General features: G+C 57.5%; 18 protein-coding genes, 1 other RNA gene and 2 pseudogenes. 16 read left to right on the plus strand and 5 right to left on the minus strand.

The features are described 5' to 3' along the window. Nucleotides 1-20: 20 nt before the first annotated feature. The 3 genes from JOD55_RS04665 (at nucleotide 21) to ssrA (ending at nucleotide 2,695) form a co-directional block, all read left to right on the plus strand. Nucleotides 21-1,337, plus strand: coding sequence for a M23 family metallopeptidase (locus JOD55_RS04665; RefSeq protein ID WP_204398918.1), 1,317 nt, complete (start codon nucleotides 21-23; stop codon nucleotides 1,335-1,337). 216 nt (nucleotides 1,338-1,553) lie between these two features. Further along, nucleotides 1,554-2,087: an SsrA-binding protein SmpB gene (gene smpB / locus JOD55_RS04670; RefSeq protein ID WP_204398919.1), complete on the plus strand. Its 534-nt coding sequence runs from the start codon at nucleotides 1,554-1,556 to the stop codon at nucleotides 2,085-2,087. Between the two features lie 236 nt (nucleotides 2,088-2,323). Continuing rightward, nucleotides 2,324-2,695: a transfer-messenger RNA gene (gene ssrA, locus JOD55_RS04675) on the plus strand. Between the two features lie 302 nt (nucleotides 2,696-2,997). Here ssrA and JOD55_RS04680 read toward each other — a convergent pair. Beyond that, nucleotides 2,998-3,537, minus strand: coding sequence for a hypothetical protein (locus JOD55_RS04680; protein WP_204398920.1), 540 nt, complete (start codon nucleotides 3,535-3,537; stop codon nucleotides 2,998-3,000). Nucleotides 3,538-3,616: 79 nt separating this feature from the next. Between JOD55_RS04680 and JOD55_RS04685 the strand changes: the two are divergent. Together JOD55_RS04685 and JOD55_RS04690 are read left to right on the plus strand one after the other, a co-directional pair. Beyond that, a pseudogene (locus JOD55_RS04685) lies at nucleotides 3,617-4,849 on the plus strand (IS3 family transposase). Between the two features lie 29 nt (nucleotides 4,850-4,878). Next, nucleotides 4,879-5,271: pseudogene (locus JOD55_RS04690) on the plus strand (P27 family phage terminase small subunit); the annotation flags it as partial. Here JOD55_RS04690 and JOD55_RS04695 read toward each other — a convergent pair. After that, on the minus strand, nucleotides 5,272-6,501 hold the full coding sequence (locus JOD55_RS04695; protein WP_204398921.1) for an MFS transporter: 1,230 nt from the start codon (nucleotides 6,499-6,501) through the stop codon (nucleotides 5,272-5,274). Between the two features lie 91 nt (nucleotides 6,502-6,592). On the opposite strand from JOD55_RS04695, the gene JOD55_RS09115 reads away from it, so the two are divergent. The 3 genes from JOD55_RS09115 (at nucleotide 6,593) to JOD55_RS04710 (ending at nucleotide 10,266) form a co-directional block, all read left to right on the plus strand. Next, complete coding sequence (locus JOD55_RS09115; RefSeq protein ID WP_239538963.1) at nucleotides 6,593-7,270, plus strand: TetR/AcrR family transcriptional regulator; 678 nt, start codon at nucleotides 6,593-6,595, stop codon at nucleotides 7,268-7,270. A 100-nt stretch (nucleotides 7,271-7,370) separates the two neighbouring features. After that, the gene (metK, locus tag JOD55_RS04705; RefSeq protein WP_204398922.1) at nucleotides 7,371-8,537 is read left to right on the plus strand and encodes a methionine adenosyltransferase; all 1,167 of its coding nucleotides are present in this window, start codon (nucleotides 7,371-7,373) and stop codon (nucleotides 8,535-8,537) included. Nucleotides 8,538-9,012: 475 nt separating this feature from the next. Next, entirely contained in the window at nucleotides 9,013-10,266 is a 1,254-nt protein-coding gene (locus JOD55_RS04710; RefSeq protein ID WP_204398923.1) for an IS256 family transposase, read from the plus strand. 114 nt (nucleotides 10,267-10,380) lie between these two features. Here JOD55_RS04710 and JOD55_RS04715 read toward each other — a convergent pair whose 3' ends face one another. The 3 genes from JOD55_RS04715 to JOD55_RS04725 are packed head-to-tail and all read right to left on the minus strand — an operon-like array spanning nucleotide 10,381 to nucleotide 11,495. After that, a complete protein-coding gene (locus JOD55_RS04715; RefSeq protein WP_204398924.1) occupies nucleotides 10,381-10,746 on the minus strand; it encodes a hypothetical protein in 366 nt (121 codons plus the stop codon). Next, nucleotides 10,747-10,971, minus strand: coding sequence for a helix-turn-helix domain-containing protein (locus JOD55_RS04720; protein ID WP_338022197.1), 225 nt, complete (start codon nucleotides 10,969-10,971; stop codon nucleotides 10,747-10,749). It lies immediately after the preceding gene. 17 nt (nucleotides 10,972-10,988) lie between these two features. After that, on the minus strand, nucleotides 10,989-11,495 hold the full coding sequence (locus tag JOD55_RS04725) for a DUF2326 domain-containing protein (RefSeq protein WP_204398926.1): 507 nt from the start codon (nucleotides 11,493-11,495) through the stop codon (nucleotides 10,989-10,991). On the opposite strand from JOD55_RS04725, the gene JOD55_RS04730 reads away from it, so the two are divergent. The 8 genes from JOD55_RS04730 to JOD55_RS04765 all read left to right on the plus strand — a co-directional run bounded on the left by JOD55_RS04730 (nucleotide 11,391) and on the right by JOD55_RS04765 (nucleotide 19,575). Beyond that, a complete protein-coding gene (locus tag JOD55_RS04730) occupies nucleotides 11,391-11,669 on the plus strand; it encodes a hypothetical protein (RefSeq protein ID WP_204399786.1) in 279 nt (92 codons plus the stop codon). The genes JOD55_RS04725 and JOD55_RS04730 overlap by 105 nt on opposite strands. Nucleotides 11,670-11,763: 94 nt before the next feature. Beyond that, the gene (locus tag JOD55_RS04735) at nucleotides 11,764-12,330 is read left to right on the plus strand and encodes an MptD family putative ECF transporter S component (protein WP_204398927.1); all 567 of its coding nucleotides are present in this window, start codon (nucleotides 11,764-11,766) and stop codon (nucleotides 12,328-12,330) included. 56 nt (nucleotides 12,331-12,386) lie between these two features. Further along, nucleotides 12,387-13,136 (plus strand): energy-coupling factor transporter transmembrane component T family protein, encoded by a 750-nt coding sequence (locus JOD55_RS04740; protein WP_338022198.1) that lies wholly within the window; start codon nucleotides 12,387-12,389, stop codon nucleotides 13,134-13,136. Next, nucleotides 13,133-14,578: an ATP-binding cassette domain-containing protein gene (locus tag JOD55_RS09335; RefSeq protein ID WP_204398928.1), complete on the plus strand. Its 1,446-nt coding sequence runs from the start codon at nucleotides 13,133-13,135 to the stop codon at nucleotides 14,576-14,578. Before JOD55_RS04740 ends, JOD55_RS09335 begins: the two co-directional genes overlap by 4 nt. A 16-nt stretch (nucleotides 14,579-14,594) precedes the next feature. Beyond that, nucleotides 14,595-16,391 carry an ABC transporter ATP-binding protein gene (locus JOD55_RS04750; RefSeq protein ID WP_204398929.1) on the plus strand — a complete coding sequence of 599 codons (1,797 nt, stop codon included), beginning with the start codon at nucleotides 14,595-14,597 and terminating at the stop codon, nucleotides 16,389-16,391. After that, complete coding sequence (locus JOD55_RS04755; protein WP_204398930.1) at nucleotides 16,391-18,145, plus strand: ABC transporter ATP-binding protein; 1,755 nt, start codon at nucleotides 16,391-16,393, stop codon at nucleotides 18,143-18,145. Before JOD55_RS04750 ends, JOD55_RS04755 begins: the two co-directional genes overlap by 1 nt. 472 nt (nucleotides 18,146-18,617) lie before the next feature. Beyond that, a complete protein-coding gene (locus JOD55_RS04760) occupies nucleotides 18,618-19,049 on the plus strand; it encodes a hypothetical protein (protein WP_204398931.1) in 432 nt (143 codons plus the stop codon). Between the two features lie 148 nt (nucleotides 19,050-19,197). After that, a complete protein-coding gene (locus tag JOD55_RS04765) occupies nucleotides 19,198-19,575 on the plus strand; it encodes an HNH endonuclease (protein ID WP_204398932.1) in 378 nt (125 codons plus the stop codon). Nucleotides 19,576-19,706: the final 131 nt, after the last annotated feature.

Here is a 19,706-nt window from a genome sequence, read left to right on the forward strand (position 1 = left end):
CGACCGAAAGTTTGCATTCTATGAGGAAGAAGTTCTTAACAACAGTTGCGGCGTTCACGCTGGTATTCACCGGGTTAGCAGTCAATATTCCTGCTAATGCGGCGGATCGTGACGATCTCGTTAATCAGCAGAACGAAAAGCAGAAACGTATCGATGCTCTGACCTCGCAACTTGAGGGAATCGACGTCAATATTCAACAGACGTATCTGGACTTTGAAAAGACTCGATCCCAGCTTCCCGCTGCTGAACAGGCAGTACTTGATGCCCAAAATCAACTTTCTGCATCCCAGCGTGAGGCAGAGGCGAATGCTGCGATGCTGAGCGCTGCTCAAGCCGAACTGGGCAATATTTCTCGCGATATTGATAAAGCTAAAGACGCCGCTGAGCAGTCACGAAAGTCTTTGGGAGAATTTGCTCGGGCAACTTATCGTGGTGAGACTGGTCCGAGCACTGTGGATCTAGTTTTTGGATCCAGTTCAGCGCAGGATTTTATCGACTCCTACCGGATCAATTCGGCTATTGCGCGCACGCAGACGTTTGCGCTCACCGAACATGAGCAGGCGACAGCGAGTGCCAAGAATCGTCAAGCCCGTCAAAGCGCGGTGGAGAGCACTATTGAGGAGCTAAAGGCTAAGGCAGATGCCCTCGTTGCCCAGAACAAAGAGCGAAAAGCCACCGCCGATCAAAAGCGCGGTGAATTGAACTCGCTCCTTGCTAAAATCGACAATCAACATCGCGCTCTTGAAAATCTCAAAGATGTAACGAATGCGTCGATTTTGCAAACAGTCTCCGAGCGGCAAGCAATTGCCACGGAGATCGCCAAAATTGATGAAGAGAACCGGCGAAAGGCGGCTGAAGCTGCAGCTGCTGGACGAAATGGTGGAACTGCCAACACTTCTGGCGGCGCTTATTGGCTGCACCCGCCAATTCCTGCGCCAGTGTATGTGACCTCGCCTATGGGTCGGCGCTATCATCCGGTCACAGGATCGTGGACTTATCACGAGGGCGTGGACTTGCGCTCTCCGTGCGGTGAGGTACAGCGCGCAGGTGCGGGCGGCGTCGTCGTGAAAACTGTGCCGGCATCGGTAGGTGGTTTTGGCGGCAACCAAGTGTGGATCAACCATGGCGTGGTGAACGGTTCGTCGTGGATCACGGTGCATCTGCATCTCACAACGATCGGTGTGCAGGTGGGGCAGCAGGTGAGCCAAGGGCAAGTTATTGGCACGACTGGTCAGACGGGTCGCGTGACGGGTTGCCACGTGCACTACGAGGTGTGGAAAGACGGCGTCGCCATCGATCCGATGACGCTTCCGGGCTTCACGCAGCGCGATTACTAACGGCAGACGACGCGTGGTCGCGAGTCAAGCGGTGGTCGCACCTTGCGTGCGGTGCGCTACGGCGAGGACAGTGCGGGTGGCTGGGAAGTTTTTCGACAGTTCGACGCGCGGGTGCTTGTGTTGTTAAAGTATTGCCTGTGTAATTGCACTACAGAGTGCACGCACTGACGGCGTTTGCCGTGTGTTGATACGTGTATTGATAAGGAGGAGGTTTGCATGGCTAAGAAGAGTCAATCTGCGCCAAAACTGACTCCTGCGCAGAAAGCCAAAGCTGAAGCTGATGCTAAACACGTGATTGCGCGTAACAAAAAGGCGCGCCACGATTATAATATAGACAAGGTTTACGAAGCTGGGCTGGTACTTTCTGGTACGGAAGTGAAAGCTTTGCGAATGGGGCGTGCCTCGCTCACTGAAGCCTGGATTGAGTTCGACCGGCATGGAGAGGCTTGGCTGATCGGTGCCAATATTCCGATCTATGCGATGGGGTCGTGGACGAATCATAAGCCGACTCAAAAGCGCAAGCTTTTGCTGCATCGTGATGAGATTCGTTCGCTCGCTTTGAAAGTGCGCGATAAGGGCACGACTGTGGTGCCGTTGGAACTGTATTTTATTCACGGTCGGGCGAAAGTTGAGATTGCGCTGGCACATGGAAAGCACGAATGGGACAAACGCGAGACCTTGCGACGCCGCCAAGACCAGCGCGAAGCCGAGCGGGCGATGTCTGAGGCACGTAAGAAGCAGCGTTATTAGATCGCTTTGCGCTCAGCGGGTTCTGATGTGAGGCGAGCTAGTGCATCGGTTGAGCTTGGTGTGAGATCTGTGCGAGTTGCGAGAGTCGCCAAAGTCGCCAAAGCTGTGAAAGCTGCGAGGGTTGCGAAAGTTTTGGAAGTTCTGGAAGGGCGGCACTAGATTTTTTGCCGTGAACACGGTAATGTAAGGGCATAGTTTCGCATGACCTCGGGTGATGCGGTGTGAAAACTAAATATGGGGATGATCGGTTTCGACGGTAGTGACTGCCGAAGGGAAGCGGGTAGAGGATGTAGAGTCATCTCTTTAACGATTCTCTGCAAAAAATTAGTTGCCAATAAGCAGCATTCTGACTTCGCCCTCGCCGCCTGAGCGAGCGCCTAAGTCCGTCACACTAGCGTTGCTTTCGCGCTAGATTCGTGGCGTCGTTTTTGAAAGCCGCTGTTTTGCCCGCTCGTTAGTGGTTGGCAAAACATATTTAGCTAACTAGGTTCGTCAGCGACTTGTTTGCGTGAGTGCTGGAGCCGAAAACAACGTTTAGCAAACTGCACCCGGAGAAGACTTGGGTTTTGCGCTATCGGACCAGGGTTCAATTCCCTGCATCTCCACCACTAGGACGCTCATTTTGATACAAAGTGAGCGTCCTTTTGTGTTGCCCGAACGGGCGGTGTTTTGGCTTGTCGGGGGGGGGCGGTTTCTTGAGAGTGGCTGCCTGCTGGGTGGGCGTAGTGGGCGATAGATGAGGCTAGTCCGGCTGGTGAATCTGGGCTTCAGGCGGTAGCTCGGGGCGTCTCGACCCCGAGGGCGTCAAAATGTATGGGGCTCCGTCAAAAAGTATCGGGCATCGTCAAATTGTTTAGGGTGTGGCGTCAAAAGATATGGGTAAGGGGTAAGAAGGTTTCGTGCCAATCCCTCACTTCTGGTTGAGCTTCTTGTTTCGTAGGTGTTGCTTGTACTCCTCCCTGGCACGGGCGAAATCCTCGTCCGTTTGGTTCTTGAGGAAGCTCAAGGCATGTCCTGACCAGACGCAGGAGAGATTGTGCTTGCCCCGCCAGGCGAACTGGCTATTCTCGCGCAGGTTATGTTTCCACGGCATACAGGTCAGGTCATAACTAGTTAGCTTTCTGCTGTTCTTTCTAGTCCGATTAGCTCGCTCGATAAGTTGAGTTGCGGAATATGGATGGGTCTCGTTGGGGTCGACTTTGCGTTGAACGATAGTGGTCGCAGCCCTCTGATTGATAGCCACTTCCAGATCAGCTCGGCTGATCTTTTTCCCGGACTGTAGGTTGATTTCTTGCACCATGGCGATGCGTCCCATGTCTGCACCGAGGTCTTCGGCTTCACCAATTATTTGCCGTAGATCACGAAGAAAGTCTTCGACTACTTCCGCAGACCTTACGTCCCCATCGACTTTTAGCGAGCGGATCGTTTCGCTTGGGGTTCGCGCAGCCAAGGGAAGTAGCGTCCACGTGATGTCATCTGTGAAGTGCCCCAGGTTTTGTTCCGTTTGAGTAGATGGGAAAATCTGGATTATGGCGAAGAAATTTGATCAGGAAGCGAAAGATCGTGTGGTTCGTCTTGTTGAGGATCGCATCCTTGCCGAGAATCTATCGATGCAAGCAGCATGCCAAGCAGTTGCCCCGAAACTAGGTGTCTCGTGGCACACAGCCCGCCAGTGGGTTCAACAGGCCCGCCGGGATGGGGCTATCACTCGTGTTGAAGAAGACGTGATTGCCGAAAACGCCAGGCTACGCCGAGAGAACCAAGAACTACGCGATACGAACGAGTTGTTGAAAGCCGCGTCGGCTTTTTTCGCGTCCGAACTCGACCCCCAACGTCGGAAATGATTACGTTCATCGATAGGTATCGTGATCGTTTCACAGCCCGTGTTCATCTGTGAGACGTTGAAAAATAATCGTGAAGGAGGTTTCATCACCTCCCGCGGGTACCGCCAAGCCAAAGCTCGCGGACTAAGTGCTCGCAGTCTTCGTGACGCTGCGTTGATAGAGCACATTCAACAGGTTCATGCTGACAATTACAGCGTCTACGGCGTGCGGAAAATGTGGCACGCACTTACTCGTGAGGGGATCAGTGTTGGCAGGGAGCAAACGGCTAGACTTATGCGCCTGGCAGGAGTATCCGGGAAGGGGAAGGGATGCTCCCCACTCACGACACGCAAAGCGAGGCGGGAAGATAGCAGAGCGGATTTGGTTCATCGCAATTTTCGTGCCCCTGGGCCGAATCGGTTGTGGGTTGCGGATATTACTTATGTTCGCACCCGGAAAGGCTTCGTGTATGCAGCGTTTGTGACAGACGTGTTCAGCCGTAAGATCGTGGGCTGGGCATTGTCCGATTCCATGCGCACTGAAGCATTACCGCTACAGGCGTTGAATCAAGCGATCACAAGCGCGAAGGAGACCAATGGACTGGTTCACCACAGTGATCACGGTAGCCAGTACGTCAGTGTTGTGTATAACGAGCGACTGCTCGATGTAGGGATTACTCCATCGACTGGGAGCGTTGGGGATTCTTACGATAATGCGTTGGCCGAGAACGTCAACGGCTCGTATAAGAACGAGTTGATCAATAACCATCGATGGAAAGACGTTCTTGAGGTTGAGATCGCTACCTTCGAGTGGGTGAACTGGTGGAACCAGATCCGTCTCCACCAAGCCCTTGGCTACCGCACGCCGGTCGAGGTCGAGAACGAGTACTGGCACATCACCGACGTATCAGAGAAAATAAAAACTAGGGCAAACGCCTAGAAACAAAACCCGGGGCAGTTCATAGCGTGATGCGCGAGCCTAGCTCTTATTTGGCGGCGGTGCAGCGTGATGGTAACCCTTTGGGTGCTGACGTAATCTACCGCGATACCTGGAACTGGCTCAAGGAGCGCGGCTGCGAAAAACTCGTAGCTCCACGGCTGATTGAAGCGTATGCGCAGAATTTTGCTCGGTTCATTCAATGCGAAGAAGCAATCTCCGATTTTGGCCTGTTGGGTAAGCATCCGACCACGGGGGCGGCTATCGCGTCCCCATTCGTGGCCATGTCTCAGTCGTTTAGCAAGCAGGCGAATACGCTCTGGTACGAGATTTTCGATGTGGTCGAAGCCAACAGTCTCGTGGACTACTCGGGGCCGACACCGGCGGATAACGTGATGGAACGGCTACTTCAGGCACGCTCATAGTTATTGGCGTAGTGCGGGTGCGGTGTGGGCGTAGATGACGACCACTGCAATCAAGGCGATACAGACGGCGAAGGGTGCCAGCGGGTTCCACCCGTAAAGGGCGGTCGAAGCCAGCGGGGCAATCGCGTACGCCAACCCATTATTAGCGTTGATGATGCCAGCCACTGCGCCTTGCTCATCTGCACTCATCTTCAAGGTTGGGCCAGTGTTGTACCCGGGCATCGCCAGTCCCATACCTACCCCCAGCACGATACACCCGACAACCAGTAAAGCGTGCGAGGAGGTAGGCCAAATGAGCACAGTTGCAACTAGTGTAATGATCAGACCAGTACGTAAAAGCTTCGCTGCTCCCCACCCTGTCTTTGGAGCAATCACCGCTTGGGCAATGATCATGGTCACGCCCATGATGGTCAGGTAAATCGCGGAAATACCTGCGGTCGCAGTTGCCGACAGGGCGAAGCGGTCTTGGACAGTGAATCCAAAAATCGTAGCAACAGAAGAAAACACAAGAAACATCACCAGGCCAGTTGCTAGCCAGGGAGCGACACGCGGATCAGTGAAGCGAATCCGTTGAGGCTTTGCAAAAAGTTGCCCTTGGCTTTGAGGTGCGAAACTCACCAAGAGAACAACCAGACCAATCACCATCACAACGGGCATGACCACCAAGGGCAAGAGCAGGCCACCAGCAGCGGCTAACACACCTCCAGTAACACCTCCAACAATGGAGGCCATCCCTTGAGCCGCTCCAATCATGCCCAGTGCTTTTACCCGCCCGTTCTCGCTGGCAGCATGCGTGACCAGGTGGGCTTGCGCGGTCGGGGCGATCGCTGAAATCCCTCCGCCATAGAGCAAACCACGAGTGATCACAACACCAAAAACTAGTCCGACACCGCCAACTACCTGGTTCATCCCCAGGTAGGAGACAATACCGAAGGCGCTCAAAGCGATGATCGCGATCACAAGCCCGGCAGCGAGTACACGTTTAGCGCCGACACGTTGGGAAGCTCGCCCCCAATAAGCACTCAAGCTCGCTAGTACAATCGCTGCCAAAGAGATAGTGGCGCCAATATGCCATTCCCGCAATCCCATCTGTCGTGACAGTGGCGCGATGATCGGATTGAGAATCATTTGCCCCATAAAGGCGAGAAAAACGATTCCCACTACCAGGTTCGCTTGCGCTCCTGGATCAATAGAGCTCTGTGCCGGCTTATCACTACGAGGGTCAGGCATCACTACACTCCATTACTAGAACACTGTTTCACTTAGGGATATTGTAGAATGGTGTTCTAGTAAGGGTCAAGGAATAAGTTAGGGTCACCTTATGAACACTGTGCTAACGGGGCGAAGGGCTGGGCTATCACGCGAGCTGATTGTCAAACAAGCTGTACAGTTAAGCGCGATCAGTGGCGTTCAGGGATGGTCAGTACGGGACATTGCCCGTGAACTGGGCGTGGTTCCCTCAGTGATTTATCATTATTTTCCAAACAAGGAAGCCATTTGTGATGCTGTTGTAGACTGGGTATGTGTCGGGATTGAAGTTCCCGACCCGGACCTTGAATGGAAAGCCTGGTTTCGAGCTATGGCTCACAATCTACGCCCCGCATTGTTAGCATATCCAGGGATTACCGACAGGTTCGCGCGGGGCAAGTTCACCGAACAGTTTTTGCCGATGATCGATGGAGCCTGGGCCAAACTACAAGAAGCTGGGTTTGGTGACAATTCGCCTGTGGCCTACACAATTATCGCGAACTCGATCATCCACACGATCGGAGCGAGAAACCTGCGCGCATCCAATCAAATCCAGCCTCGCCACAACCTGCACGAAATGCTTGTCAGGCTTGAGCCTATGATGGCTCAATCTGTTGGACTGACCAGTATTGTCAACTCTTACCTGGAGCCTCTCTCACACCCTGATGAAGAAGAAGCGATGTCCGAGGAATACTACGACCTCGTCATCGATGTGATCCTAGACGGCATCGAACACACCCTGCTGCCTTAACTCTGACCCACTTCTCAATCATCGTCTTAGTGAGCGCCCGCACAGCTGGCGCTCACTTTTTTATTCCCACCCCATATCAATTTATGAAAGCGAGTTGTATATGTCGTTGAAAACCACTGAAAGCGTGCGCGCCGGGCATCCGGACAAGCTGTGCGACTACATCGCCGACTGCATTTTGGATCGTGCCCTCTACGAAGACCCTGCCGCCAGGGTGGCTGTCGAAGTGATGGCAACCAAAGCACGCATCTATGTCGCTGGCCAGATCACCTGCAAGGCAAAGCTTGAGATTCCGATGCTGGTACGCGCAGCGCTTGAGCATGTGGGTTATGATCCGCGCCGGTTCCGCATCCGCGCCAAAATTCACTGCCAATCGAGCGATATTGCTGGCGGGGTCGATAAATCTTTAGAAGCACGCCACGGTGATACGAGTTCTCACGTAATGGTTGGTGCTGGCGATCAAGGCACCGTCTACGGCTACGCCGCAGCCGAGAGCAAAGAACGACTCCCGTTGCCACTGGTTTATGCTCACCGGATCTGCAAGCGTCTCGATCAAGCATTCACAGACGGCAAGATCCCAGAGCTCGGACCGGACGGGAAAGCCCAGGTCACTGTTGAGTATGACGGCGAAACCCCTAAACGTATCGCCACGATTGTGGTCTCGGTCCAGCACAAGCCAGGCATTAACGTGGAGGATTTCAACCAGCGTCTGATTTCGCTGGTTATCACGGCGGAGTGCCGCGAGATCGAAATCGACGAACACACCGAAATCCTGATAAACCCTTCAGGGCGTTTCGTCGAGGGTGGCCCTGCCGCAGACACTGGGCTGACTGGCCGAAAGCTCATGGTCGATACCTACGGCGGGCTTGCACCCCATGGTGGCGGGGCGTTCTCGGGTAAAGACCACTCCAAGGTCGACCGCTCTGGTGCATACATGGCCCGGCTGATCGCCAGGTCTGTGGTGGATGCAGGCCTAGCTGAGCAATGCCACGTCACCATCTCCTACGCGATAGGTAAAGCAGACCCTGTCGCGTTCGACGTAGATACGCACGGCACTGGCGCTTATGCCGAAGCATTGATTGAGCAGGCGTGCCGCGACGTATTCCCCTTGCGTCCGGCAGGAATTATCGAAGCATTGAAGCTCGGCACACATACGCGCTTTTCGGATTATTCAGCGTATGGGCATTTCGGTGACCTTACCGCTCAGTGGGAGCGTACCTGGGACTGGGCAACACAGTTGCGTCGGATCGTGAAAGGAGATGCGTGGTGAGGGTCGACTTCGTTTGTGAAACCTGTGGAGTTTCAGGGCACCGCAGTTATCAACAGAGGCGAGTTCCTCAGCACTTCTTTCGCTCAGTTCCCTGCCAAAACGAGTGGCAAAAGACTCGACAGGATCTTCAAATGAAAAATCGAGACCCTAAATTTCGGGCGAAAGTCAGTGCTGGTCTTAAGAGAAGGAAAGAACGGCTATGCGATAACTACCATTCGCCTGAAACAAAAGCACGAATCGGTACAACGACACGTGAGCATTGGGCTAGTTACGACGAGTGCAAAAGATCCAAGCTAATCGCAACGCTTCGTTCGAATGCCCAGAAGAAGCGAACATTCAAGAGTAATGCCCCTTAAGGTGGTGTAACTCGGTGGCCGAGATCGTCTGCAGATTCGTGTTGTGCACGGATGTAGAGCGGCCACCGTGTGATCCTTCGAATCAACCTCTTACCGAGTCCTCGAATGGAGTCATCACGATGACCGCACCTCATATTGTCGACCCTGCCGGCCTTCTTGGCCAAGCCCTCGCCGACGCGTCGCCGGATCTGATGCGCGAGCTGTTGCAGACCATGATCAACGCCTTGCTGTCCGCCGATGCCGATGCCGTCTGCGGGGCGCAGTGGAACGCTCGTTCTGCCGAGCGCACGAATTACCGCAATGGCTACCGCCACCGCCCGCTCGATACGCGGGTTGGCACCGTCGACGTGGCGGTGCCCAAGCTGGGGTCGGGGAGCTACTTTCCGGAGTGGCTGCTCGAGCGCCGCAAGCGTGCTGAGTCCGCGCTGATCACCGTCGTGGCGGATTGCTATCTGGCCGTAGTGTCCACCCGCCGCATGGACAAGCTGGTCAAGACCCTGGGCATCGACTCACTGTCGAAGTCGCAGGTCTCCCGCATGGCCGCCGACCTGGATGAGCAGGTCGCCGCGTTCCGGCACCGGCGTCTGGATGAGGCAGGGCCGTTTACTTTCGTCACCGCCGATGCGTTGACGAGCAAGGTTCGGGAAAACAAGCAGGTCGTCAAGGCCTCGGTGCTGCTGGCCACCGGGGTCAACGGCGACGGGCACCGCGAGGTGCTGGGCATGCAAGTGGCGACCAGTGAGACCAAGGCATCGCGGAACACATTCTTCGCCGACCTGGTCACCCGCGGCCTGGGCGGGGTACGGCTGGTGACCTCTGATGCACACGCCGGCCTCGTGGATGCGATCTCGGCGAATCTGCCCGGAGCCGCCTGGCAGCGCTGCCGCACCCACTACGCGGCGAACCTCATGGCGGTGTGCCCGAAGTCCATGTGGCCGGCCGTGAAGGCCATGCTGCACAGCGTCTATGACCAGCCCACCGCAGACGCCGTCAACGCCCAGTTCGACCGACTATTGGAGTACACCGAAGGCCGGCTGCCCGAGGTCGCCGACCACCTCGGTGACGCTCGAGAGGACCTGCTCGCCTTCACCACGTTCCCCGACGACGTGTGGCGGCAGATCTGCTCCAACAACCCCACCGAGCGGCTCAACCGCGAGATCCGCCGCCGCACCGACGTTGTAGGGATCTTCCCCAACCGCGACGCCATCGTCCGCCTCATCGGCGCCGTCCTGGCCGAGCAGACCGACGAATGGGCCGAAGGACGTCGCTACCTCGGCCTCGAAGTCCTGAGCCGATGCCGACTCACCCTGACCACCGACACCAGCTCGCAGACGGAGGTGAACACCGACCCACTGATGCAACTACCCGCCTGACCACCAACGAAGGATCAAAAACCAGTTACACCACTACCAGGGGCTTGACCCGGATGCTGCGCGCCGAGGGCCGCGATTCGCCCAAGAAACAAGAAAACCACTGGTCAACAGGGGTTAGGATGCGACGGCAGGTCTTATCAAATCCGAGGTCTTTGGCTCAATGTAGATGAGCTTGACCTTACCTACGTACTTCTCGGCAAGCTCGGGCACGCGGGTGAGCGCTTCGAGCACGTCACCAGATTCGCCGAGGATGAGCAGGTTGTCATCCTGGGGCTCCAGGTCAGCGCGCTCGGAGTATTCAAATTCATCAGACTTCGGTGTCTGGCGGCCTTGCACATAGTCGTCCAGCACGAGGGTGTGGGTTTCGCAGTAGCGCGGATCAGAGGGGTCAACCCACGTGTAGCCGTACTTGCCGGTCTCAGTGGGGATGAGAGCCTTGTCCTTGTTGTGCCAGGTGAGCTGCAGGCGTTGAGCGGTCATCTAGTCGGTTTCTCCCTTCATGTCGGTGGGGACGACCTCGCAGATGTCAGCGACGTCGCAGTCGAGTGCTTGGCAGATGCGTAGCAGGGTGTTGGTTTGGATGTTGGCGCCCTTGGAGAGTTTAGCCATTGATCCGGAACTGATGTCTGCTGCGGCCTGGAGATCTTGTTTTCGCATGCCGCGTTCTTTGAGGAGTCGCCACAGCTTGTCGTAGCTCAGCAACACCTGGAAGTCGAGAGTATCTAAAGTGGCCGCTGGTCTGACCTTAGCGTATCAGCAATGTCTTGGAGGTCTTCTTCATCTTGGCATTGTTCTTCTGGAGTTCTCGCGTTCTCGGGGTTCCAGGCGAACCCGTAGAGAGCATGCTTGTCTTCACCCAGCTGAATAACCGTGGTTTGTTCAACATGAGTCTGAGTGCGGGGCGTGTAGGCCTGCTCCTTGTCGAACGCGATGAACACCTGCTTCTTGGTGAACTGTTGGTACAGGTCGAGGATTTTCTCCACGGTTTCGTCTGCGATGTTCTTGATCAGCGGCGAGTCGTGGATCACGGCGGGTAGGTTGGTGAGTTCGAGGACGGCGAGGTCGAATAGGATCAGGTTCTTGTCTGAGGTGCCTGTGCCGTCATCGACTGGGGAGACGCCGTCATGTGGGGCCCATCGGTTATCGGCTTCGGCGAAAAGGGCGCCGTGTGCGCGAATGAAGTCGCGCTGGATGGTTTCGAAATCGGATTCCGGCGCCGCGGCACGCACCTTGTGCTAGTGCTGCGCCGTTACAACGACTACTACGCGCACATCCTCAGTAGGCTCGGTAGCGTGCCATTTGGGCATAATGCGATCGTGCTTCCGCCGTTGTCCGAGCTAGACAGGGGTGTCTTGCGCGAGCTGATCGAGACTGCCTGGCAGGATCGCACGCGAGCCGATTGACGTATTGACTTTAGGGTCACTCGGGCGTACTCTTTTACCCGAAAGTTAGGTAAGGATAACCTAACAAAAGTGACTGTGGAAAGATGTTGTCCTCATGAAGACTAGAGATTTCATCAATATTGGCGTATTTTCGGCGATCTACTTCATCATCGTTTTTGCCTGCGGAATGCTCGGTGTCATAAACCCGCCCATGATGTTCGTCGGATACGCGCTTGGGATCATCGCCAACGGGGCAGTCATCTTCCTCTTCAAGGCACGCGTGCCAAAAATTGGCGCGTTGGCCATCTGCGGATTGTTGGTCAGCGCGATGATGCTGCTGACCGGTCACCCCTGGATCGTTATGGTACTGGCTCCGCTCTTCGGCCTTGCAGCCGACTTCCTCTTCGCCAAGAAGACCGTGGTGTCCAAGGTGTTCGGATACGCGGTTATGTCCCTGTGGTACGTCACGCCCTGGTTCCCCGTTTTCGTTGACGTCCAGGGCTACTACAACTACATCGCCGAGTCGATGGGCACGGCGTATGCAGATTCTATGCGTTGGTTCCTCTCGCCGTGGATGATCGTCGGCTGGGGCGTTGCGGTCTTCATCATCGGCCTGATCGGCGGCGTGTTCGGCAACTCGGTGCTCAATAGGCACTTCCGTAAAGCCGGAATCGCTAAGTGATGGGGAATCGGCCAGATCTCCTTCTCAACGCGTCCGTCGGCCACCGAGGCGAAGGTGTGAGTGGCGCCGATATTTTGGCAGACATTGAGCGGCGTCGTCGCCCTGATCCCCGAACGGTGCTCCTCGTTGTGCTCGTGCTCAACGCGTTGGCGATGTCGCGGGCTGGAATGATGACCATCCTGGTGGTCAATCTCGTTGCTGTCGGAGCCTTGATGTACGCGCGGGCGTGGAGGTGGACGGCGTCGTTTGTGGGTGTGCAGATGCTGTGGCTGACGCTCGTGTTCGTCCTCCCGCAGCTGTGGACCAGCGCAGTATCCGCCTTCTTCGTGGTCATCGGATACTGGATGATCAAGCTCACGACGGCGGCCGGCGTCGCCGCATACGCGGTGAAGACGATCGTCCCTGGCGAGTTGATCGCCGCTTTTCGCCGCATGCGTATCCCCAACGCGATCACTGTTCCGACCGTGGTGCTCTTGCGTTTCATGCCTACCGTGGTCCGCGAGTATCAGGCGGTTCGTGAGGCAATGGCGCTGCGCGGCCTGCAGATGGGATGGAAGGCCGTCTTCCAACCGCTGCGGTATTTGGAATACATGCTGGTTCCTTTGCTGACATCGTGCAGTCGGATCGCTGACGAGCTGACCGCTGCCGGCATGGTGCGGGGCTTGGGCTCGCCCATATCGCCGACGACCCTCAAGCGATTGCGTTTCGGCGTGCCCGACCTGGCGTTTTTGATAGTGGTGGCCGCTGTGCTTGGCGCGACGCCGCTGACTAACAGCATTTCCTTGGTGGCGGGAGGCTTTAAGTGAGCGCTTCGATACAGGACGTGTCCTTCAGCTATCACAGCGATCCAGACGCCGTCGGCTCGGCTCACGTGGTCGGCGTTGAGGGGATAACCCTCGATTTTCCCCCTGGGTCTTGTACGCTTGTCACCGGCGCGTCGGGCTCTGGCAAGTCGACCATATTGAAACTGCTCAACGGGCTTATTCCCGCCCTTTACAATGGCGAGCTCGCAGGCACGACGCTCGTGCTGGGGCAGGAAACGACGAAGACGGATATTCAACACCTGGGCCGATGCGCCGGGATGGTTTTTCAAAATCCCCGTTCGCAGTTCTTCACCTCTACTGTGCTTGAGGAGTTGGCTTTCGCCAGCGAAAACGCGGGAGATGAGCCTACGGTAATTGCCGATCGGATTGCCGACGTGCTCAGTCGGTGGGGTATCGGATCCTTGAAGGATCGAAAGCTCGCTGAACTCTCCGGCGGGGAGCTGCAACTAGTGGCGTGTGGCGCGGCCATGGCCGGGCCACAGAAAATACTGCTGCTCGACGAGCCGACGTCGAACCTTTCTCCCGCAACCATTGACGCTTTCACGGACGTGATCCGCAAGCTCAAAGACGACGGCTGGACGTTGGTGATAGCCGAACATCGCGTCTATCCGCTCAATGGGATCGCAGATCGTGCCGTCGTTATGGCGGGAGGCCGTGTTGTCCGCGATGTGTCCGGTGCGCGATTCTTTGCGATGCCAGATGAGGAACGTCGCGCTTTGGGCCTGCGCACCTTGACGAAACCGGAGAGTCTTGCCGGGGCGTGCGGGGCGGAGAATCAGTCCGGTGTCCGCGCCACGAATCTGCGATTTAGCTACGGCAAACATCGGGTGCTGGACATTCCCGAGTTCGTGATACCCGCCGGGAGCGTGGTGGCCTTGACGGGCGCGAACGGCGCCGGGAAAAGCACACTAGCCAGGACGCTGATCGGGCTAGCCCAGGCGGAAAAGGGCAGCCAGCTCTGGTTCGGTGACAAGCAGTGTAACCGCGCCTGGCGGCAAAAACTGAGCCAACTCGTCATGCAAGACGTCAATCGGCAATTGTTCGCCGAATCGGTGGCAGCGGAAGTGACGCTGGGAAACGGCGTCGTCAGCGAAGAACGCGTGGCTGGATTGCTGGCAGATCTGGGGCTTGCGGGCCTGGAGGATCGCCATCCTATGACGCTCTCTGGCGGCCAGAAACAACGTCTGGTCATCGCTAACGCGCTTGCCAGCGACGCCCAGCTGTACGTGTTCGATGAGCCAACGTCAGGTGTGGACTATCAGCACCTGATAGCGATTAGTAGCCAGATTCGTGCCCTTGCGGCGCTCGGCAAGAGTGTGCTGGTGATCAGCCATGATCTCGAATTTATCAACGAAGTTGCGGACCATCAGGCGTGCCTTGCACCCCTAGAGGCTGGTGGGGAGCAAGTCACCTGGATTCGTTAACAGATGAGGAGTAGCGATGGTGCACACAGCCGATAGCCCTACGCGGGGCAATGCGGACATGAAGCAAGCGAGTAAGCAGGGGCAGAAAGCGCTCAAAGAGCTGATGTCCCCGGTGCGGCCCGCGCTGATGGCGGGCAACGCGCTCGCCCTCGTCTCTGCGGCTTTGCGGGTGTTTCCTTTCGTTGCTCTGGTCGGCATCGGCAATGAACTCATGGGCGCGTTGAGTGCCGGGAGTATTGACCGGGCTGCGGTCAACTGGTGGGTAGTGGTGCTACTGGCTACGTTCTGCGGCGGCTTGCTGACGTACTTTGCTGGGCTGATGATCACGCACATTGCGGACAATCGCCTGTCGGCGACCATTCAGCGTCGGATTATCGATTCCCTGGCCGCCACCCCACTGACGTGGTTTAGTGAAAACACGTCGGGGCACGTGCGTAAAGTACTTCAAGACGACGTGAGAAATTTGCATATGCTGGTCGCACACCGCCCGGTGGATTCGATCATCGCGATATTTTTGCCGCTGTTTAGCACCGCGTATGCGTTCTTTATCGACTGGCGGCTAGGGCTTTTGGTCATCTTGCCGATCGTGGTCTACGCCATTATCTATGCCGTTATGGTGCGGGACATGAATGCGAAAACGATGGAGCTCGACGCGAAGCTCGATACCGTATCCTCGGCCATGGTCGAATTCGTCAAAGGCATCCAGGTGGTCAAGACCTTCGGGATCACGGGTAAGGCTCACCGAAAGTATGCTGATAGCGCCAATAACGCCTGCGATTTTATGGAGGAGTGGAATCGGCCGATGGTCAATGCCGCTTCGGTGACGTCGGCGGTCGTCTCCACGCCCGTGATCGTTTTGTTGTTCTCCGCCGGGGGATTCTGGTTCGTATCTGGCGGATGGGTGACGCCGGTCGAGATCATTGCCGGCTGCTTGATCGCCATCTCGCTTCCTAACTCCATCAATTTGCTGGCGCAGATGGCGTGGAATTATCAGTTGGCGGGCGCGGCCGCGAGACGTGTGCTGGAGGTGGTGGATGTGGTCACGCTCCCGTCTCCTGATCGCTCGGCGGCACAGCCGGCGCAGCCCAGCGTGGAGTTGCGCAACATCGTACTCGACTATGGGCACACGCGGGCTCTTGACGGGGTCTCGGTGACGTGCGAGCCGGGCACGACGACGGCGTTGATGGGCCCCTCGGGCGCCGGAAAGTCGACTCTGGCTAAGCTCGTTCCGCGCTTCCTTGACCCGGATGAGGGCCAGGTGTTGATCGGCGGCGTCGACGTGAAGGATCTCAGCCGCGACGACCTGTACCGTCAGGTGAGTTTTGTCCTCCAGGACGCCCAGCTGTTGCGTGCCACGGTCTTCGACAATATCGTTATGGGCAAGCCGCAGGCGACTTTTGCCGAGGTGGAGGAGGCGGCGCGGCGTGCCCGTATCCACGACGAGATCATGGAGTTCCCCGGCGGGTATGACACCGTTGTCGATGAGGACGTCAAGCTCTCCGGTGGCCAAGCCCAGCGAATCGCGATTGCGCGGGCACTTTTGCGTGATACGCCAATTTTGATCCTGGATGAAGCGGCGGCGATGGTTGACCCGGAGTGCGAGGCCCAGATTCAGGCAGCGATAAATGAGCTCACGATTGGCCGCACGGTCATCGTGATCGATCATCGGCCACAGTCGGTGCGCCACGTCGATCAGATTGTGCTTCTCGATGGCGGACACGTAGTCGCCTGTGGGCTGCACGAAGAGATTCTTAATCAGGACTTGTACGCGAGATTGCGGGCAGCAGCCGGTGCTGATCGGGAGGAGGAGTAATGGCGAAGACAATGGGTACCGTAGCGATGCTGCGGGCGAGCCGGCGGCTCGAGAATAAGCTTGAAGCACGCGGACGCGTGCTGGTCTGGATAGCGCGCCTCGTCAGCGGCGTGATACAGGGTGTAGGCCTGTTGGCGCTGCTCCAGCTCGCAGGCGTATGGGCGCGGCCTGACGGCGGCGACGCCAGCACCTATTGGATGTGGGTTCTCGTCGCGGTCGCGCTGTGTGGCATGGTCAGCATCTTTCTCCGAGACCGCTTCTCCTATGATTTGGCTTTCGGGGTTATGCGCAATACCCACCGCCTTGTGGGTGACAAGCTGGCAGTCCTCCCGCTCGGCTGGTTTTCCTCCACGGTAACGGGACGCCTATCCCGTTTGGGTGCAGCCACTGTGAACGACCTTGGCAACCTCAGTGCGCACATGGCCACGATGCTCGTCGTCTCATCGACCACGCTCGTGACCCTGCTTGCTGGCCTTTTGTGGTGGTATCCCAAACTAGGCCTGGTTTTCGCTATCTGCCTGCTCGCTTACGCGCTCTTGACGTGGGTTTTGACCTATGTGGATGCCGTTGCTCAAGCGTGTTCCGCACCCGCGGCCGTGGAACTCGCGGATCGAATCGTTGAGTTTTCCGCCTGCCAGGCGATGTTGCGTTCGTGCAACCGCGTGCCCTATTCGCAGTTGGATGACGCCGTGGCGGAGAACCGCCGGCGTGGTTTCAACAGCATGTGGGTAGAGGCAGTCGGCAACTTCTTTGCGGGCATGGCTTCGCAGATTATCTGCGTGGTGATGATCGTCGTCGGTGTTCAGCAGGCCTTCAGCGGTGACCTGTCCGCGCTGGAAGTGGTTGCCGTTATCGGTATTAGCTTGCAGATGGTGCAGTACCTGGTTGACATTTCGAATGCCCGCATGGCGCTTCACCTGATGGGGCCGACGATGGCGACGATCGTCGACGTCCTCGATGCGCAGCGCTTGACGGAGCCGGAGGCTTCTGCGCCCGTGGCCTCTCAGCAGGTCGAGCTGCGCGGAGTGGACTTCTCGTATGAGGACTCCCGCCGGGTTTTGGACGGCGTCTCCTTCGTCGTCCCGCCTAGGACGATGACGGCGCTGGTAGGCCCGTCGGGTGCCGGAAAGACGACGATCGCGCGGCTGATTTGCCGTTTCTGGGATGTCGACGCCGGTGCGGTACTCGTCGGAGACGCGGACGTGCGCGATTTGACGACCGAAGATCTGATGAAGCAGGTCTCCATGGTGTTCCAGGATGTCTACCTTTTCGATGACACCCTGGAGGCCAACATCAGGGTGGGAGACCCGGATGCGAGCGGGGATCGGGTGCGTTGGGCCGCCGAATTGGCCGGCGTGAGCGAGATCGTCGACCGACTCCCGGACGGCTGGCAAAGCCGAGTTGGCGAAGGCGGCACCTCGCTGTCCGGCGGTGAGCGGCAGCGCATCTCGGTGGCGCGGGCGATCTTGAAGAAGGCGCCGATTGTGCTCTTCGACGAGGCGACCTCCGCGCTGGATGCCGAGAACGAGGCTAATCTGACGCGCGCATTCGATTATCTGCGCCAGGAGTCCACGGTCTTGGTGATCGCGCACAAGCTCAACACAGTCACCGCCGCCGACCAGATAGTTGTGCTCAATGACCGCGGGCAGGTTGCCCAGGTGGGCACGCATGAGGAGCTGGTGGGTGTCGATGGCATTTACCGAGAATTCTGGCAGAACCGGGAGCTCGCGTCGGGCTGGAAGATAACGCGCTAGGCCTGCGGGTGACACCCAGGTCGGCATGTTGTGTTCAGTGGCGGATCATGAGATACAGACCCGTACTCCGCGCATTTGCCGGTACACATAACGAGACCTCTTAGCTGAAACCATGTCGTTCGACACGGGTTTTTGAGCTCTATCTGCCAAGATGGTTATGCGTCAGTGTGAGATCACTGTTGTTGGGTGCGGGAATTTGGTGTTCTTGCGCTGCGGGACTGAGGTGGGCTCAGGGGCGGGCTTCGTTTAACCCGCCTCCCGACAGTTCTTTTGAATATACCGGCCACCGATTCATATACGGGTCTGGTAGAGCCCATATTCATGTTTTGTGTCGGGCACCCGGCCGGCTGACAGCGTGCCTGGCTCACCCAGGCGGGCTTATCGAAACCGCATTAGGCTGCTTGGCGCTGTTCTCACCTCTTTAGCCACTTGTCAGCGACGGTAGTAATGCCCCTTAAGGTGGTGTAACTCGGTGGCCGAGATCGCCGCCCTGCAGGATTACCCACTCATGGAACACGCCGCAGGAGACACCAGCCACGTGGCGGATCAGCTTCGGGAGGATCTCGTCCACCCGGCGTCACCCAGGTTGGATGGCCTGCCGCGCTATGTGAACCCGCACGGCAATGAGAACAGGATTGCTGCAACGTTGGACAAGATCGACCTGCTCGCCGAACGGCAACGCCAAGCACGCGAATACCTCGACTGGTTCCTCCCCGCCTGGGGCTTGCTGTCGGAGGATGACAGGTTTGTGCTCGAGGCATTCTTCCTCGGCGACGGCTCACAGGAGGATGCGGTGAACCTGGTGTGTGACCACTTCTACGTCGAACGCTCCACCGCGCACCAAAAGAAGTCGCGGGCGCTGGGGCGGTTGGCGACGGCGTTGTATGGGCCGAGTGGTTTATGAACCCACCCGCCAAAAGGTGTCGGCAAACGCGGATGACTTCCCCCAAACCAGCCCGTAACGTAGTAAGCGGTTGACAACTAGGCCAAGACCCCAGACGCATTCGGTAGCCCGTCTGGGGGTCTTGCCGTATTCGTGGGAGGTGGGTGTGGTGCCGAGGAAACCGAAACGCCCCTGCTCCCAACCCGGCTGCCCAGAACTCACCGACCACCGCTTCTGCCCGGCTCACGCTCGTGCAGAAGACGAGCGGTACCGCAGGCATCAGCGGGACCCGAAGATCAACCGCAGATACGGTGCCCGCTGGCGCAAGATCCGCGCCGCCTACATCACCGCCCACCCCTTGTGTGAGGACTGCCTCGCGGCTAGCCGGTACACGCCGGCGCAGGAAGTCCACCACATCCTCCCTCTCGAACACGGCGGCACCCACGACACCAGCAACCTCCGGGCGCTGTGTAAGACGTGCCACTCGTCCAAGACCGCGCGCGAGGACGACCGCTGGAGGCAACAACCCAGGGTTTACAGCTACTGAGAACGCGCGTGCGCCCGCGTGACGCGCCGAGGTTTGCGACCCTCAACGATGCCCACCTGCACGGTGTTCGCCGTTCTCGGGCCAACCTCGCGGCGTTGTGCGAGGGGTAGGGGGATGTGAATCTCTACCGG

Source organism: Arcanobacterium pluranimalium (genome assembly GCF_016907845.1).
GTDB classification, from domain to species: Bacteria; Actinomycetota; Actinomycetes; order Actinomycetales; family Actinomycetaceae; genus Arcanobacterium_A; species Arcanobacterium_A pluranimalium.